This window comes from Maribacter sp. PR66, assembly GCF_028464205.1.
Taxonomy (GTDB): Bacteria; Bacteroidota; Bacteroidia; order Flavobacteriales; family Flavobacteriaceae; genus Maribacter; species Maribacter flavus.
In genome coordinates, this window is record NZ_JAQPCH010000001.1 from 1 (window position 1) to 17431 (window position 17431).

Sequence of the window (17431 nt, forward strand, 5' to 3'; positions counted from 1 at the left end):
ATTATCGAAGTAGTTTTTAAAATGATATCAAACTTGATTAGAACATATGAAAAAGAAAAAAGTAAATTTACGGGACATTGACCCAAAAGAACATAAGGGCGAGCACAGTCACGATGATGGCCATAACCATAGCAGCCCTGAAGAAATTTCAAACTTTAGAACCTATCTACCGGCTATTTTCAGCTTTGTAATGTTGATAGCCGGAATTGCTATTGATTACTTTGAAGCATTTCCACATTTTAAAGGATGGATAAGAATCGTTTGGTATTCCGTCGCCTACATTCCAGTTGGCTTTCCCGTCATAAAGGAAGGGTGGAACAGTATCAAAAATGGGGATTTCTTTACTGAATTTTTCTTAATGTCCATTGCCACATTAGGGGCATTCGCTATCGGCGAATATCCCGAAGGTGTGGCCGTAATGTTGTTCTATGCTGTAGGCGAGCTGTTCCAGAATGCAGCTGTTAACCGTGCAAAAGGAAATATAAAAGCCTTACTTGATGTCCGTCCGAATGAGGCATTGGTTTACCGTGATGGCGATTTTGTTTCAGTAAATCCCGAGACTGTTGAAATTGGCGAAAAGATTCAGGTACGTGTAGGCGAAAAAGTTCCGCTTGATGGTATTCTACTTTCTGAAAAGGGCTCTTTTAATACTGCTGCCTTGACAGGCGAAAGCAAACCCAATACTATTGCTAAAGGCGATACCGTTTTTGCCGGAAGTATCAACCTTGATGGCGTAATCGAAATCGAGACTACTAAGGAATTTAAGGATAGTTCTATTGCACGAATTCTGGATATGGTGCAGAATGCAACTGCCAGAAAATCAAAGACCGAATTGTTCATTAGAAAATTTGCTCGGATTTATACGCCTATCGTTGTATTCCTTGCCATCGGACTTACGTTCCTTCCTTACTTTTTTGTAGATGATTACGTGTTTAGGGATTGGCTGTATCGCGCATTGATATTCCTTGTGATTTCGTGTCCTTGTGCGTTGGTCATTTCTATTCCGCTGGGCTATTTTGGCGGATTGGGTGCGGCATCGCGAAACGGCATTCTGTTTAAGGGTGCATCCTTTCTTGATGCAATGACCCAAGTAAACACGGTCGTAATGGACAAAACAGGAACTGTTACTAAAGGGGTTTTTAAAATCAAGGAAATCAATTCCATCACATTTGAGGAAACCGAGTTTATGAAGTATTTGATGGCGATGGAAGAGCAATCCACTCATCCTATCGCCAAGGCGATTCTCGAATATAAAGCAGACGGTTCAGATTATGAAGCGACTGATGTTTCAGAGGTTGCCGGAAAGGGTTTAAAGGGAACAGTCAACGGAAAAACCGTTTTGGTAGGAAACAAAGCTTTGATGACCTCAAATGGCATAGAAGTCCCTTCGGAAACAGATGGTATTGTAGAATCAATCGTAATGGTGTCCATAGATGGAACATTTGCAGGTTATGTTACCATTGCAGATGAATTAAAAGATGATGCGCACCAAGCCATTAAACAAATTAGAGATGCAGGGATTTCCAAGATTATAATGTTATCAGGTGATAAAAATTCTATTACACAGCAAGTTGCAAAAGAGTTAAATATCGATTGGGCGAAAGGTGGGTTGTTACCTGAAGATAAACTGAATGAGGTTGAAGAACTTAAAAAGCAACCTGAAACGAAAGTCGCATTTATTGGTGATGGTATTAATGATGCACCCGTTTTGGCAGCAAGTGGTGTAGGTATTGCGATGGGTGGTTTAGGAAGCGATGTCGCTATTGAAACAGCCGATGTAATCATACAGACCGACCAACCCAGTAAGATTGCAAGAGCGATTAAAATTGGTCGTTCAACGCGACGAATTGTCTGGCAAAATATTGCGCTTGCATTTGGTGTCAAGGTCATAGTCCTCATTCTCGGTGCAGGTGGATTAGCAACAATGTGGGAAGCTGTGTTTGCCGATGTTGGTGTTGCTTTGCTCGCTATTCTCAATGCAGTTAGATTGCAGAAAATGAAGTGGCAGGATTCTTAGAGTGCTATCTTGGCCGAAGATATAAAGGGGGTTTCAAATAAATTAGCGCTATCTTTATAAGTAGAGGAAGTCCTTAATTATGATTCACATATTCACAACAGGCGGTACAATCGAAGGGTTGGATTATACAGATGATAGTGGTATAACTTCATCCGACGTAGGGATTGAAGATTTTTTAAATAAAGCAAATGTCGATTTTGAATATATCATCGAAGGTGTCTTCAAAAAAGACAGTCGAGCCATAACAGATGATGACAGAAAGCTGTTGGTTAGCAAGATAAAGGAAACTAATGCGACTAAGATACTGATTACCCACGGTACTTTCACGATGGAAGATACCGCAAAATATATAGGAAAACTCAATTTGAACAAGACAATAGTTTTGGTTGGGTCTTTCATTTTGGGTTCATCTGCAGACACAGATGCACCTTTTAATTTAGGGTATGCAATTAGCTCATTACAGCTTCTAAAACCGGATGTTTATATTGCTATGAACGGACAAATCTTTAATTGGAACAATGTTTCCAAGAATTTAGAAACCAACAAATTTGAGCGCAATGGGAAGTAGAGTAAATGTTTGGCACATCGATACATTGGACGACTTTTTTCTATCTATTAATAGATACGTTCATAGTATTGCTTACACTCTACTTTTCCAGAAAGAAAACGCGCAGTAGTCTAAGGCGTTTTCTCTACCTCGGAATCTTGTTTGTTGCTTATAATGCTACTGGTGGTTTCTTACCAATTGACAACTTCCCAGGTCCTTTTATTTTTCAGTATATTATTACCTATGGTGTGGCAATAGCGTTGTGCGTCTATATTGTTTACTACCTCTATAAAGAATACGATATTGTTGTTTTGAAATTCAATTCATCCATAAGAAACCTTGCTATACTCGCGAGCGTGAGTTTTGTGGTATTGTTTCTAATCCCATATTTTCTGAAAGATTCCCTTAATTCTGCACGCTTTCTATTTACCATTCCTATATCTGCTGTTGCTTTTGTTTTTCTGTTTATTTTCTATCGTCGTATATCGAATCCCAGCAATCCGAATCCTTTCATAGTAAGACGAAATAAACTCTCAATGGTAAGTGTAGCAAGTATTGCCTTATTACCTATTTGCACAGTCATCGGCGATTACCAATGGATTACATTTACCGTAATGAACTTGGCTTTCTTTGCCATAACCGCCATTGAAGCAGATAGGTATTTGTACTTCATAGAAAACAATAACCGAATGTATGAAGTCTTTGCTTTAAAGAAAAAACAACGTGACGAATCGGTAGAGCGTAAAATCATTTATGAGGATTTGACCAGAAGGGAAATTGAAGTGGCTTTGTCAATTTTAAGTAATTTAAGCTACAGAAATATCGCCAAAGATTTATTCATTGCAGAAAGTACCGTATCAAAACACGCATCAAATATTTTCAAAAAAACGGGTGTAAAGAATAGGCGTGAATTTTTAAAGCGATTTCGTAAGAAAAAGTAAGTAAATTAAATTTATATAAAAGCCACTATTTGCAGTATTTAACAAATAATCCGTAGAAAAATACGGACTATTCCGTAATTATATACGGCACGTTTTCCTTGTACAATTACAAAGTAAAGCTACTTTACACAAAGTTCCCTAAAATACAACAATAAGCCACAAATTTTATGACCCGTGACTTTCATTTATATCATTTTGCAGGACTATGACAACCACCAATAAATCGTATCAACTAAATCCCATTTCTATGGTTTACAACATTAAAGTTCCTGCTTATGAATTCGCAATTACAATCAAAAAAACTATTAAAGGATCTGGATGAGTTTAAAATTCAGAATGGGAACATTTTAGAACAGGCATATCTTTCCATCAAAGCCTGTCGCAAACTATTGAGTTCTTACAAAAAAGAAATCATCGAGACGAAATTTAGGACGATTCAAGATGAAATAAATTTCTTTAAGAAGATAAAGCAGGTTCCACTTATCAAACTCATCTACTTTTCAGAAATACATTCGTTTGAAATTCAACTTCCAAAGGGCGATAAGGATGCCCAACTAAAATCGATAAAAAAGAAAATCAACAAGCTCAATCGGTTCTTCCTGTACAATATCGATTTTGGGCGTTATGTCAATTCCGGTGCTACCCATTTTGACAAGGAATACTACACCAGAGATTACCTTGAAACATTCCATATCACAACTTCTAAATTCTATTTTCAAGACCCAGAGTTTTGCACACCAAGGGATATGCTACTTGGCAAATACAAGGCGTATGACTTGTTAGTGATTTATTTGGATGAAAAAAAGCATCGTATTCGGAAAGGATTGAACGGCAAATTAAATGGTGCTAAACCAATGGAAAAGATACATTGGCCATTTTCAAACACAGATTATGTTGAACTCGTTTATGCGCTATGCTCAAAGGGATTGGGCAAACAGGACAATCAAGCCATAATGCAGGTTTCCAAAAAAATGCAACAGCTATTTGATATTGAGCCAAAGGACATCTACAAAACCTATCAGGACATCAAAAACAGAAAGAACAGCAGAACACTTTTCCTCGATGAACTTTCCACATCGCTTCTCATTGAAATGGACAAAAGCGAGGAATAACAAGCGGATTTTTCTCTTAAAAAAGACCGTACTACGGTTGACCTACGGTCTTCTGATTTTGGAAGCCGTCTTCATATAATTTGATATGATTTAGCACACCGTTTCTACTTCAGAAGCATCAAAACGCTACAAAACCCATCAAATTTCAAAATGTTAAATTTTGACCGTAGTACGGTCGTACTGGGGAATAAAATCCATTAAACCTATTCAAATTTGTAGAACGAAAGTCAAATCAGGCCAGGGACTATCATTTAAAACTCTAAACCCAGATAGTCCCTTTCCATAAAAACCGTTCTATTATGCCGACAAGTATTATTACCACAGACGACCTTCGGGAATTCAAAATGGAATTGCTCGATGACATCAAACAATTATTGACCAGACAAGCCAGCGGTAAGCTGAAGAAGTATCTCAAGTCTTCCGAGGTTATGGACTTGCTTCAGGTAAGTCCTGGCACATTGCAAAACCTTCGCATCAATGGCACATTACCATACACCAAAGTGGGTGGCATTATCTATTACGATACCGAGGAAATTCAAAAAGTGATGGATGCCAACCGTGTGCACCACGGTCTAAATTCTTAAGCGATGAACTATATAAAGCTACTTAATGCGGCTTTTGAGAAGTTCTATTTTGATGACCGCCTTAATCCAACGCATATCAGTCTGTATATGGCGCTGTTCCAAGAATGGAACAGTTGCCGCTTTATGGATGAATTCTACGTGAATCGTCGGGATTTGATGCGTTGTGCCAAGATAGGTTCTAAATCAACGTACCATAGATGTATTGTGGAACTGGATTCTTGGCAATACTTGTCTTATTTCCCTTCCAACAATCCATACAAAGGCAGCAAAATAAAGATGGCCATTATCGGGACAAGCGATGAACCGGTTGTGGGACAGTACAATCCCATTTTAGAACAGCTTGCGGAACAGTACCATTCCAGAGGTGTACCGCTTGAGGGACACCACCATCCCAAAAATGAACAGGTTGTGAACCTACACCCTCCCATAGATGGACAAGCATTGGTATCTAATACAAACAATATCAAACAAGAAAACTATATAAAACAGCCAAAGGGCTGGCAGGCCGTTTTTATTTTTTTTGAAGAAAAAGGTTTTGATGCTGATGAAGCAAAAAAATTCTATGAGCATTACCAAGCCCGAAATTGGCAAACTGGCGATGGAAAAGATATTCGGGATTGGCGAGCCGTAGCCATCAATTGGATGGACAGAACCGAAATATTCGACGAGGAAAACAAGCTAAACAAAAAACAAGCGTCCCAAATCAAGGACAACTTGCGAACCACTAAAAACAAAGATTATGGACAACCCCTCTAAAATAACCGAAGGTGGCGTGGAATATTCGCTCGGAAAATTTGATGGCAAAAGTGTACTCTACGATTTCCCAAAAATATTGATTTACCTGAATGCCAAGGGCAAACTTTTGTTTGGCGAAAAGTTTAGGATATATGACGAAGACAAAGATATTTTGTTAAAACTCTGTTCCTACTTCATCAAGGATAAAGACAACTGTGAGACTTATGGTATTGATATTGACAAAGGCATTCTACTTTCTGGACCTGTTGGCTGCGGCAAAACCAGTTTAATGAAATTATTGCGCCATTTAGTGCCTTTGCAACGTCCTTATGAGATGATTCCTTGCCGGAATGTAACCTTCAGTTTTAACCATTTAGGTTTTAAAACGGTAGAGGAATATGGTAATACCAAATTTTACTGTTTTGATGATTTGGGTGTTGAACCTTCTGGCAGATTCTACGGAAAGGATTTGAATGTGATGGGCGAAGTGCTTTTATCTCGATACGAGCTGTACCTACAAACCAAACACAAAATTAAAACACACGCCACAACAAACCTAAATGCTGAAGAATTGGAAGAACGCTACGGTAAGCGAGTTAGTAGCCGAATGCGAGAACTTTTTAATTTGATTGCTTTTGATACTAAGGCTGGGGATAAAAGGAAGTAAACTTAAAGGATAGCTTTTTAGCAACAATTTTTGTTTTCTTGAATCGGTGGACAGGCGACAGTCCCATAAGAGCAAAACACACAACAATCCCCTTCTTTTGGCTTCAGAACCGTTTTGCAATTCTCACATTCATAAAAGAATTGGCAGGCCGTGGTTGGCATTTCTTCTTCTTTTTTGTGGCCACAGTTTGGACAAGTGATTTCAGATGTCGATATAGTTTCCATTATTTCTCTTTTTTATAGGTCACTTTGTAGCCAGTAGAATTAATTGCTTTCTCAATTTCCGATTCATCAATCTTGGTCTTATCAAATTCCACTACGGTGTTAGCATTTTCGTAGCTGGCTTTGACCGAAATAATTCCGTCCAACTTATTGACTTCACTTTCTACGTGTGCCTCACAACCTGCACAGGTCATTCCCTCAACGTCAAAAGTGTGCTTTTCGACATTGGATTGAGAGACATATACGATATCCTTGGTGGGTTGCGCATAAAATAGGTTGGAATAGTAAGGGAAGGTCAGCATCAATGCGGCGAATAGTGTTACGATGAACAAAAACTGTTTGGATTGCCAAAACGTTGGTTTTGCATCATCCTCGCAAGCGCAATCAATTTCTTCCTGAGTTTTCGGCCGTAGTTTCTGGTACCAGGCAAAGACCAAAACAATAATGGTCAGGCCGATAAGATAGGGTCTAAATGGCTCGACCCAAGAGAATGTAGATGCAATTCCACTTGTTCCGGCAATTAATGCCAAAACGGGTGTAATACAACATATTGATGCTGCAACTGCGGTAAAAATGCCGGTATAAGCTGCGGTATTCGAAGTTTTATTCGGTGCCATAATATAAAATGTCTAAGCTGTTTTCTTTCTTGTCGAAATTGAATTGAAAATTCCATTCAAAACATTGTCCTCACTCTTTACCAGCGAATAATATAATGTTTGCCCTTCACGTCTCGATGTAATAATTCCTGCATCCTTCATTTTTCGGATATGCTGGGATACGGCGGGAACACTCATTTCAAGAATATCGGCAATATCGCAAGGACACAATTCATTCTCTATGTTCAATAGGAATAGAATTTTCAGTCGTACCTCGCTTCCCGCGAGAGACAAAACTTTGCTTATTGCATTAAGGCTGTCCGAAGAATTCTCTATGGTTTCCTTGCATCTCGATATTTGCTTCTTGTCTGCTTCGTTCCGTGTACAAGTTATTTCCAAGCTCATCTTTTTTGATTTAAAGTGGTCACAAATATATCATTATTATATTATTTAAGCAAATACTTAAATATACTATCGGATATGTCTTTTTATAATGTGTAGATAATAAACTTAGGAAATCTAACTTCTATAGGATTTGTACAATAAAATCACTTCTGAAATAAATTGCAGTACAATGTCCTTCAAGCTCTTTGTTAACTCTAAAAAAATATCTTTCATAATTCTATTGATTTTTGAATGGATAATAATATGGATAGTGCGATGCGTTCCATATTGTTGTTATCTGAAATGTAGCTGCCTTCATCTTTATTGCTCAAAAAACCCAATTCCGATAGTATTGAGGCGCAATACTCAACAGTTTCCCGAAGTACCTGAAAGTTCGCAAACTTTACACCTCGACTTCCATAACCAATGGCTTCACAAAGGGCTCGTTCAATTTGATAGCCCATAAAAACCGATGCTTTTGAGAATTCCTTTTGTTTTCTTGAAGCATAAACCTCTATCCCTCTCGCATTTGGATTTTCAGAATGGTTGCAATGCAAGGACACAAATAACTCTGCTTTTAAGGCTTTGGCCAGCTTAGTTCTGTCCGATAAAGAAATTAGTGTATCACTATACCTGGTTAAATAAATATCCAAAGGCTTTTTCATTTCATTATTCAGCTTCAAAATGGCATTTGCAATGGACAAAACCACATCCTTTTCTTGAATGCCTTTTATGCCGATTGCACCAGAATCTTTTCCGCCGTGTCCAACGTCAATTATTATTCGCTTTTGAGCACTCGATTCTTGTCCAAAAATGAAACACATTTTTAGAACCAAAATCACAAAACTGACGTTTTTAAGCACTTTTTTCATTTTCACTTTTCGGGTTATCAACAACTTCCCTTCAAAATACCATAGGATTTGATGTCAAATAACAGCAACGGAATTCAAACAATATCAAATAATATTTTATCCACAAATATTTGATTTTCAGTTATTTATATTCAAATATATGTAAATTTCAATAAACGAAAATGAACCAAAAATTTAATCCGTTCCGTTATGAAAAAATCACTCTATTTAGCATCCATTCTTTCGCTCTTATCCACTTCGCTTTTTGCTCAAATTGGTGGTATTGAAGATTCAGTTAATGATGTTGGCGATACCATCAGAACCATATTCCCAATTTTATTAGGTGTCATCTTCTTGGTGGGCTTCCTATTTAATGCAGGACATTTCTTCGGCGAAAATGCCGACCTCAAAAAGGGGATAACCAGAGTTCTTGTGTTTGTACTTATTGCAGGTGCAGTAGTAGGCATCTTCTCTTACTTAATAGGAATCGTAGTATAGATGAAGCGGTTCGAGGTCTATAAAAACATCAGGAAACGGGCGGTCATTTTTGGGCTGCCCATTTCCCTGTTTGCCTTAATGATGGTTTCCATTTTGGCTTCGTTGCTCATCATCATCTTCTCTTTCAGCTTTGGGATAATAATAGGTGTGTTGGTATTCAATGCTTCCCTATATGTGGCTTTGACGAGAATAACCCACAATCCACAACTATTCCAAATGGCCAAAGCTTTTCCAAAAATTATCAGTAACAAAAGAAATTCTGGCTTCGATTATGAACAAGATTAACCTTTCGGCATATCAACCCATTGTAGATATTCAAGACAATATCGTATTTGCCAATAATGGTAATGTGGTCTTGTGCTATAAAGGAAATCTACCTGAAATCTATTCGTTATCTGAAAAGGATTTTGAGGATATGCACGGTGCTTGGTTTCAGGCATTAAAGTCATTACCGGTTGGTACTGTGGTTCACAAACAGGATATCTACTTGAAGAAGTCTTATTCTTCAGAACAACTTCCGAATTCAACCTTTCTGGAAAAGGCTACCCACGAACATTTTAAAGGTCGTGGGCATATCGAGCACAGCTGTTATTTGTTCTTCATCTTGACTAAAAATAAGGCGCTCAACAATCCTAAATATGTCAACCCTTTCAGAAAAGTTTCAAAGGGAATCGTACAGGAACTGGATGACAATATTAAGAGTTTCGCAAACTCGGTAAGTGATTCCGTTTCCTTCATCAACAATAGCCGAAAGATGGATTTTGTTTCGCTTAAAGCGGAAGAGATACAGCAACTGACAAGCAGTTATTTCAATGGCTTCAATGAAGGTTACGATACGGATATTTTACTTGATAAGAAAAGCGTCAATATTGGCGAAAACCATTTTGATGCCCTTGCCATCAACAGCGAACTGTGCTTTGGCGAAAGTGTACAGAGTAGCAAGACCAATGAGAAATTCACTTCTGACGATTTTGTATTTCATCAAGGGTTTATTGATGGCTTAGGGCTTACGCTAAACGAGAACCACATTGTCAATCAAATCCTATATCTCGATGACAAACAGAAGTGGCGCAAGCTACTGGATAAAAAGATTGAAGAACTCAATAAAAGTTCAAATTTCGGTTCACAGAATAAAGTGGTTTTAGGGAAAATTCAGCACATCCTTGACCAAATCAATGCCGATGATAATGCCCGAATCATTCGTGGTCATTTGAACATAGTGTATTGGGCAAAGGAAGCTAAAGAGCTCGATAAAATAACTTCAAAAATAAAGACTGAATTTAAGGAATTGGATATCATCCCCTATTATCCAAGAGGCGAAGAACGCAAGAACTATATTCTAAATAGTTACTGCTGCTTTTCATCCAACTTTTCAAACAACGATTTATATGTAACCGATTTAAAACACGCGCTCTGCCTGTTCATTAATAACACCAACTATAAAAGTGATAATACCGGAATTATCTTTAATGATCGCGAGCATAACATTCCTGTTCTCAAGGATGTTTGGGACGAAAAGAAGAAACGCATCAAGGCAAGAAACTTTGCCATTTTTGCGCCAACTGGCGAAGGCAAATCTTTTTTGGCCAATAACATCTTGCGCCAATACTTTGAAAGTGGTGTCCGTCTGGTCATCATTGATTTAGGTGGCTCTTACACCAAATTTGCAAAACTCTATCCTGAAAAATACACGGTGCTTCGCTATGAGAGCGGAAAAAACCTTGGCATCAATCCATTTTACATAAGTGATGCAAATGACTTGACACCTGAGCGACTGGAAGACCTATCCGTTTTTTTGTTTGAGTTATTTGCTTCAGATTTAAAAGTGACCAAAGCACAATCAGTATCGGTCAAAAAGATATTGCGCCATTATTACTATAGCACTTCAGAAAATCACTCGTTGGATGGTTTTTACAGCTTTATAGAAAGGAATCAGAAAGACCTTCTGAGCACCTTAAAAATCCATCCCGACTATTTCAATGTCACGAGCTTTTTGCACGTAATGTCCGAATATGTCGGCGATGGTCTATATAGTTTTCTGTTTGAGGTCAGTGAAGACCAGACCTATAAAATTGAGGACAAAAGATTGATTGTTTTTGAACTGGACGAAGTAAAGGACAATAAGGAAATCCTGTCGGTAATGCTCAAGCTAATTAAATCTGCCATCCAGAGAACCATCTGGCGTAACCGAGCCGAAAAAGGCATCATTCTTTTTGATGAGTTTGCGAAGCAATTGAAATTTGAGAACGTGTTGGAAAGCGTCGAGTTCTACTACCAAGCTATCCGTAAACAGAACGGTGCGATAGAAATAATTCTTCAGTCTATCAATCAACTTCCAAATAATTCAACTTCGGCGAGCATTCTCGAAAACACACAGGTCATTTATAGCCTGAACAATGAAAAAGGCTATGGCGAACTGGTTAAAAGGCTCAACCTATCCAGCCACGACTTGAACCAATTAAAATCCATCAAAAACAACCTTTCTGGTCCACGCAAATACACCGAAATGTTTATCAAGATAGGTAGGGAAAGTAACATCTTCCGGCTTGAAGTCCCGAAGGAAGTATATGCCGCTTATTTGACCGATGGACAGGAAAACGAAGAAATAATGAAGCTCTACAATGAGCATCACGATATGCAAAAAGCAATAATTCAATTCACATCTAAAACATAATATTATGAAATCGAAGATTCACGAATACCAAAACAAATTTTTTACAATGAGTAAAACAAAAATCAAAATTTTAGTAATGACAGTAGCCTTGACCTTATTTATGTCAGGTAATGCTACTGCACAAGGAATGCCTACTTATGACAATACCAATTTTATCAGCTTGGTAAAACAACTGATAGAATCTGGCAAGCAAACGGCTCAAATGATTAAGTCTGTAAAATTCCTGAAAGATGCAAAAGAGGCAATAGAGAAAGTATCAAGCGTTGTTGAGCAACTGAGAGCAGTTGAGGAAATTGGACAGAATAATCAGCGCCTTATCAACGTAATGCAAAATGATTTGCAGGATATTTTGAATTCGCCCTACATCAAACCCGATGAAGTTTCAAGGGTTGTGGAATCGTTTGACGCCATAGTTCAAAACTCATTGGACACGGTGGATTTTATTGATGAAGTTCTATCCAGCGATTACCTAAAAATGAGCGATGCCGAACGTGCTGAAATTCTGAAAGCAAAAGAGCAGGAATCCAAACAAATGGTTTCCAACATCACTACAAAAACCAAACGCTATCGTGACATTATTTCTTTTAGAAAAATGCAGGATAAAGTCAATAACCGAGAAACATCCTACTAAAAATGACGGCGACCATTCTCTTAGGAATAGGGCTGGAATACATCGACACCGTTTTCCAGACCATACAGGCCAGCGACTTTTCGCAATATACCATTGCAGGAATGAAAACGCTCGCTGTCCTGTTCTTTCTGGTCAATATCCTCAAAAAATATAATGAAGGCATTGCAGATAAGGATGGTTACACTTGGGGATTGAGTCCTGGCGAACTGGCAAAGAATTTTGCCATTGTCATTTTGGTCATTTTCTCAACTCAGGTCTTGGGATTTTTCGATGGAATATTAGTAGCTATTGAAGGACAATATCGAGGGACAGCACCAGCTTTATTGCCATTACAAATGCAGGACATTCCCATTGAAGAGGACGTGAGTATTATCGAGGTTGCCCAAGCTGCTATGACGCTCTTATATGAAGCCTTGGTTACACCTCTTTACGGCTTCAAAATATTTGCGTTTATCATAAGTCTTTTCCTATGGATATTGGATTTGTTCATCTATCCGCTGTTTTTGGCAGAACGCTTTTTTCTACTCGGAATAATGCAAACTTTTTTTCCTTTGGTCATTAGCCTTGCAGTCTTTGAAAAGTTCCGTTCGTTAGCTTATACATTCTTCAAGCTTTATGCGGCAGTATATATGTTAGTACCTGCTTTCTTTTTAGTAAACGTCTTTGTGAATGCACTTTATACGGAAATCAACACCAATTTTTGGGTCAACTTGTTTGGAACCGATACAGGCCAGGGCTTTTTTGCACCTGTGGTTCAGTTAGGTTCGGTTGGATTTATCGTTTTCTTGAAATTCAAACTGTATAAACGTGCGACGTCATTCACTCTCAGACTATTTACTGCCTAAGGCAGATTAAAAACAAAAATATGAAAACACCATACAAGAATATTTACAACGTCCTAAAGCTGAATCGGTTTATCGTTTTGGCAGTCGTTGCCTGTGCCTTGCTGTCCAGCACATTTTCGGTTTGGATGGTATTCAACACCAATCAAAAAGCGCTCAATAGCGCCTTTGCCATCAATACCGATGGCAGTATCATTCCGCTGAAGCTCGTGACCCAAAAGGAAAATTTTCGTGTTGAAGCTTTGTCACATTTGGATCTGTTCCATAATTACTTCTATAACATCGATGCCAGTAATTATGAACGCAACTTGGAAAAGGCGTTGTGGTTGGGCAATAGTTCTGTGGATAATCTCTACCGCCAGAAAAAAGCCGATGGTGTCTATAACAGATTGCTTCAGTATTCCTTGGTTCAAAAAGTACTGAGCATCGATTCAAGAATATCTGAAAATGACGGTTCGTATGGTTTTACGACGACTACCATTTTTGAAATCAATAGAGGCACAATCATCGACACTTACGAATTGGTTTCCACCGGAAACTTGATTATGGTTGACCGAAACTTCCCCAACAATCCACACGGACTTTTGATTACCAACTATTTCGAGAACACTTTAAAAAAACTGAACGATGAAAATTGAGAAAAACAAAATAGTATTTGCAGCGGTATTGGCCGTGATTTTCATATTCCTGATTTCCTATTCTGTAATGGTAATGGGCGATGATGAAAGTGAAACTGAAAATCTTAAGCAGACCTTAGTGCCAGATTTGGAAGAGGACCAAAAAGAGTACGATTCCAAACTGGATGCGATTAACGACTTGAAAAAAGTACGTGAAAACAATGCACCCAGCATCTACGATGAAAAACTGATTGATTCCTTGGGGTTTTACGACCCAGATTTACCAGAACGGGAAAAAGAACGTATCGTAGATAGTATCTATGAAGCTGGCAAGATTCAGTATTCAGAAAAACGATACCAGAATTTGGGACAGAGAAGAACTGCTCGCAAAGTGGCATCAACAATCGATTCTGCAGAAGTAAAACGGGAACAGAAAATTCAAGCAAAAGAATTGGGCTTGGAACATCAATTGTTCTTCGCTGCTGCACCTAAACCCAATGAAGTTTCAATAATCGGCAATACAGATGAAACTATTTACGTGGTCGTTGATGGTGACCAAGTCGTAAAAGCAAACACCAGATTACGAATGCGCCTGACCAAAACTGCTAACATTAATGGTAAAGAAATGCCAAAGAACACGCCCATATTCGGTTTTATAAGTTTTCAGCCTAATCGAGCTTTAATTGAAATTGAAAACATACAACATCATCCTACAAAGCTCAAAGCATTCGATTTGTCAGATGGCAGCGAAGGTATTTACGTCCAGAATAATTTTCGGGCAGAAGCCACCACCGAAGTCTTGGACGATATTATTGGCGACATCAACATACCTTCCGTTCCGCAAGTAGGTGGCGTAACAAAGGTGCTCAGGCGTAGCAACCGCAATGTAAAAGTTACGGTATTGAACAATTACAGATTAATCTTAAAACCGAAATTATGAAAACATTTATCTCAATTTCAATACTCGTGTTGGTTACCGCTTTCGCGAAAGCACAAAAGCAACCCATACCACTCGACACCATTTATGCTAACGAAACCAAAAATGTTGCGCTATTTTTTCCTGAACCTATACGGCAAGGCATAACTGGTTCGGATAATTTTGTTTTTACCTATAACCGTGAAAAGGAACAGTATTTTGGACTGCTTCAGGCAACCCCTGGGAAGGAAAGTAATTTGCTGGTAGTCAATAGAAATGGTTCAATTTTTTCGTATATTGTAAGGTATAAAAAACAGCTTTCTAAGCTCAATTATTTCATTCCGCTGTCAAATAGTATCGGTAATGAAAAGCCGATTGTAACAGATTCGGTTCTTGTTGAATCTTCTGAAGAACTTGTAGATAACAGCACCTATTATTACCAAAAATTCTGCTCATATCTTCTCAATAGAAAACAGCGCATAGGGCGCATCAAGAAACGGAACGAAAATATTATTTTGACCGTAGAGAACATTGTTTTTGATAAGGATGAACTCTATTTCGTTATCGAGATTGAAAATAATTCTACGTTGGACTACGATTTGAATTTCTTGAACCTGTCTATTGAAACGAGACAAAAAGGAAAAAGAAAATCGTTGCAACGACTGTATCAAGAACCGATATATAAACATAATCTGCCGTCCAAGATTAAGGAAAATGAAAGGGCTCGATTCGTTTATGTGTTGCCCAAATTTTCATTATCCGATGACCGTAGGGCAATTTTGGAATTGAATGAAAAAGATGGCGAACGTAATATAGAAATGAAATTATCGCATAGATATATCAATAACCCAAATTAGTAATGTTATGAAAAAATTAGTCATTTGCTCGCTCGTATTGTTGTTCCTTTCTTGTTCAGAAAGCACAACAAAATCCCCTTCTGAAACTGCCAAAGTTGTTGCGTCAAGCTTTTTCTCAAAAGATGAATCCGCCTTAAAAGAGCATACTACTTCTGAAGGCTATGCCAGTTTGATTACTGTACAGAATATGATGCCAGATTCTGACCAAAACATCGAGGTAAAAATTTTAGACGAAGCTATCAATGGCGAAATTGCCTGGGTAAAATACAGCACGACCTATGATGGAAAAACAGGCATTTTTAAACTGACTAAAGAAAATGGTCAATGGAAAGTGACCAGTAAAGGTCCGAGGGAAAAAGGGCCTTTTTAAAAGACTTTTTTAGTTTTCATCAAGATTGATTTCCCAATAACCTCTTGTATCGCCTTGACGCGTTAAAAAGCCTTTATTTTTGATAGCTGTAATATGTTTACCAACAGCAGATTCATTAATGCCCAAAGCTTCAGCTATTTCGTTATAAGTTATGGAAGGATTAGCAACAATAAGTTTAAGAACTTCTTTTTGTCTTTTAGTTAGAGCTTCTGTCGTATCAATTACACCACCTATTGCACCACCTATTACACCACCTTTTTGACCACCCATTAGACCACCTTCTTCAACAGCAGTTTCTTTAGCGGTAAAAGTCATTCTAAGGAAGTTATCAGAAAAACCAAAACTCTCTTTCCCATAGTGTTCCAAAATACGAGGGATGCCAGAACCTAATTGTTCAACCAGTTCTAAATCCTTAAAAATCCGCATCAGTTCTTTATTCCGTGGAACTGAAAAGCCCTCGAAAAATTCCTGTTTGCTCAATCCTTCCGGAAGACCACCTGCCGAAGTGATTTCAATTCTATCCGCAAAGATTTCAAACTTTGGGGTAATCTCATTGGTATAATCATTATGTACAAAAGCATTGATGACGGCCTCGCGCAATGCGATGGGATTCCAAAGATTGGCTTGTTGCCTTTCTTTGGCGGTTATTTTTGTGTTGGTTCGGTTTTCAACCGCAATTTTATCAATCACTTGCTTGGTGGCTTTGACCAGGCATTCGTGACCATACTCGTTGCTTTCTATCAAGTCTGTTCGGGTTTTGCCCGAATACTTGGCAACTTTGATAGAAGTGTTGTTCTTGTCTGCCAAAAGATAGCCAGCGTAATTGAATGCGCCATCTTCGGTAAGTAGTTCCAAGTTCTTTGCAAAAGCTTTACCAAGGGTATGACCCGATTCCTCGTAGTAGATTTTCAACTGGCTAAAGCTTAAATCTTGACGACCCGCTTTAATTTTGCTGATGGAATTTCGGGTACGTTTGGCAAAGAGCTCGTCAATCATTTTTTGTGGCATTGGCTCAGCAGCTGAACCTAAGCGGATAAAACAACCCTTTTCGCTCATCCCGTATTTTTTGAGATGATATGGTTTTTCTGGACCGCTCGCCACAATGATTTTAAGGATATTATTACCATCTCGTTCCTCACTCACAATATCAAAAAGACCCAAAGCTGAAGGACGGATATTGTTCTTTAACCTGTCTTTAATTTTTAATTGGTCGCCATCCGCATCAGCCAGACCGCAAGTATTCCCTTCCTTATCAATACCAATATAAATAATGCCGCCTTCACGATAGTTTAAAAAAGCAATGACCTCTTTTTCAAGTCCATCGGACAGTTCTCGTTTGTATTCTATACGGTTTGTTTCGGTCATTATTTA

21 protein-coding genes are annotated in these 17431 nt (G+C 38.3%); 16 read left to right on the top strand and 5 right to left on the bottom strand.

Annotated features, from left to right (window positions below):
• The first annotated feature begins 46 nt into the window (after nt 1-46).
• The 7 genes from PP181_RS00005 to PP181_RS00035 all read left to right on the top strand — a co-directional run bounded on the left by PP181_RS00005 (nt 47) and on the right by PP181_RS00035 (nt 6603).
• Nucleotides 47-2017 (top strand): heavy metal translocating P-type ATPase, encoded by a 1971-nt coding sequence (locus PP181_RS00005; RefSeq protein ID WP_272635484.1) that lies wholly within the window; start codon nt 47-49, stop codon nt 2015-2017.
• 79 nt (nt 2018-2096) lie between these two features.
• The gene (locus tag PP181_RS00010; protein WP_272635485.1) at nt 2097-2585 is read left to right on the top strand and encodes an asparaginase domain-containing protein; all 489 of its coding nucleotides are present in this window, start codon (nt 2097-2099) and stop codon (nt 2583-2585) included.
• A 137-nt stretch (nt 2586-2722) separates the two neighbouring features.
• The gene (locus tag PP181_RS00015; RefSeq protein ID WP_272635486.1) at nt 2723-3505 is read left to right on the top strand and encodes a helix-turn-helix domain-containing protein; all 783 of its coding nucleotides are present in this window, start codon (nt 2723-2725) and stop codon (nt 3503-3505) included.
• 275 nt (nt 3506-3780) lie between these two features.
• Nucleotides 3781-4617, top strand: coding sequence for an RteC domain-containing protein (locus PP181_RS00020; protein WP_272635487.1), 837 nt, complete (start codon nt 3781-3783; stop codon nt 4615-4617).
• A gap of 299 nt (nt 4618-4916) precedes the next feature.
• The gene (locus PP181_RS00025) at nt 4917-5201 is read left to right on the top strand and encodes a helix-turn-helix domain-containing protein (protein WP_047550478.1); all 285 of its coding nucleotides are present in this window, start codon (nt 4917-4919) and stop codon (nt 5199-5201) included.
• A 3-nt stretch (nt 5202-5204) separates the two neighbouring features.
• Nucleotides 5205-5957, top strand: a complete 753-nt coding sequence (locus tag PP181_RS00030; RefSeq protein ID WP_272635488.1) for a hypothetical protein — start codon at nt 5205-5207, stop codon at nt 5955-5957.
• Complete coding sequence (locus tag PP181_RS00035; RefSeq protein ID WP_272635489.1) at nt 5941-6603, top strand: ATPase; 663 nt, start codon at nt 5941-5943, stop codon at nt 6601-6603. Before PP181_RS00030 ends, PP181_RS00035 begins: the two co-directional genes overlap by 17 nt.
• Before the next feature lie 17 nt (nt 6604-6620).
• On the opposite strand, the gene PP181_RS00040 is transcribed toward PP181_RS00035, so the two are convergent.
• The 4 genes from PP181_RS00040 to PP181_RS00055 form a co-directional block, all read right to left on the bottom strand.
• A complete protein-coding gene (locus PP181_RS00040; RefSeq protein WP_272635491.1) occupies nt 6621-6827 on the bottom strand; it encodes a GDCCVxC domain-containing (seleno)protein in 207 nt (68 codons plus the stop codon).
• Nucleotides 6827-7441, bottom strand: a complete 615-nt coding sequence (gene merTP / locus PP181_RS00045; protein ID WP_272635492.1) for a mercuric transport protein MerTP — start codon at nt 7439-7441, stop codon at nt 6827-6829. The genes PP181_RS00040 and merTP overlap by 1 nt, the downstream gene beginning before the upstream one ends.
• 12 nt (nt 7442-7453) lie before the next feature.
• Nucleotides 7454-7825, bottom strand: a complete 372-nt coding sequence (locus tag PP181_RS00050) for an ArsR/SmtB family transcription factor (RefSeq protein WP_047550245.1) — start codon at nt 7823-7825, stop codon at nt 7454-7456.
• A gap of 209 nt (nt 7826-8034) precedes the next feature.
• Nucleotides 8035-8676, bottom strand: a complete 642-nt coding sequence (locus tag PP181_RS00055) for an N-acetylmuramoyl-L-alanine amidase family protein (protein ID WP_272635493.1) — start codon at nt 8674-8676, stop codon at nt 8035-8037.
• Nucleotides 8677-8865: 189 nt separating this feature from the next.
• Here PP181_RS00055 and PP181_RS00060 point away from each other — a divergent pair, with 189 nt between their 5' ends.
• Genes PP181_RS00060 through PP181_RS00100 form a run of 9 tightly spaced genes read left to right on the top strand, consistent with a single transcriptional unit; the run spans nt 8866 to nt 16060 of the window.
• The gene (locus tag PP181_RS00060) at nt 8866-9153 is read left to right on the top strand and encodes a hypothetical protein (protein ID WP_272635494.1); all 288 of its coding nucleotides are present in this window, start codon (nt 8866-8868) and stop codon (nt 9151-9153) included.
• Entirely contained in the window at nt 9154-9438 is a 285-nt protein-coding gene (locus PP181_RS00065; protein ID WP_272635495.1) for a hypothetical protein, read from the top strand. It abuts the gene before it with no gap.
• A complete protein-coding gene (locus PP181_RS00070; RefSeq protein WP_272635496.1) occupies nt 9425-11827 on the top strand; it encodes a TraG family conjugative transposon ATPase in 2403 nt (800 codons plus the stop codon). The genes PP181_RS00065 and PP181_RS00070 overlap by 14 nt, the downstream gene beginning before the upstream one ends.
• Nucleotides 11828-11831: 4 nt before the next feature.
• Entirely contained in the window at nt 11832-12458 is a 627-nt protein-coding gene (locus PP181_RS00075; RefSeq protein WP_272635497.1) for a conjugal transfer protein, read from the top strand.
• Nucleotides 12459-12460: 2 nt separating this feature from the next.
• Entirely contained in the window at nt 12461-13303 is an 843-nt protein-coding gene (locus PP181_RS00080) for a hypothetical protein (RefSeq protein WP_272635498.1), read from the top strand.
• 20 nt (nt 13304-13323) lie between these two features.
• A complete protein-coding gene (locus PP181_RS00085) occupies nt 13324-13938 on the top strand; it encodes a conjugal transfer protein TraK (protein ID WP_272635499.1) in 615 nt (204 codons plus the stop codon).
• Complete coding sequence (gene traM, locus PP181_RS00090; protein ID WP_272635500.1) at nt 13928-14857, top strand: conjugative transposon protein TraM; 930 nt, start codon at nt 13928-13930, stop codon at nt 14855-14857. Before PP181_RS00085 ends, traM begins: the two co-directional genes overlap by 11 nt.
• Nucleotides 14854-15690: a DUF4138 domain-containing protein gene (locus PP181_RS00095; protein ID WP_272635501.1), complete on the top strand. Its 837-nt coding sequence runs from the start codon at nt 14854-14856 to the stop codon at nt 15688-15690. Before traM ends, PP181_RS00095 begins: the two co-directional genes overlap by 4 nt.
• Nucleotides 15691-15697: 7 nt before the next feature.
• Nucleotides 15698-16060, top strand: a complete 363-nt coding sequence (locus PP181_RS00100) for a DUF4878 domain-containing protein (protein WP_272635502.1) — start codon at nt 15698-15700, stop codon at nt 16058-16060.
• A gap of 9 nt (nt 16061-16069) precedes the next feature.
• Here PP181_RS00100 and PP181_RS00105 read toward each other — a convergent pair whose 3' ends face one another.
• A complete protein-coding gene (locus PP181_RS00105; protein ID WP_272635503.1) occupies nt 16070-17425 on the bottom strand; it encodes an RNA-binding domain-containing protein in 1356 nt (451 codons plus the stop codon).
• Nucleotides 17426-17431: the final 6 nt, after the last annotated feature.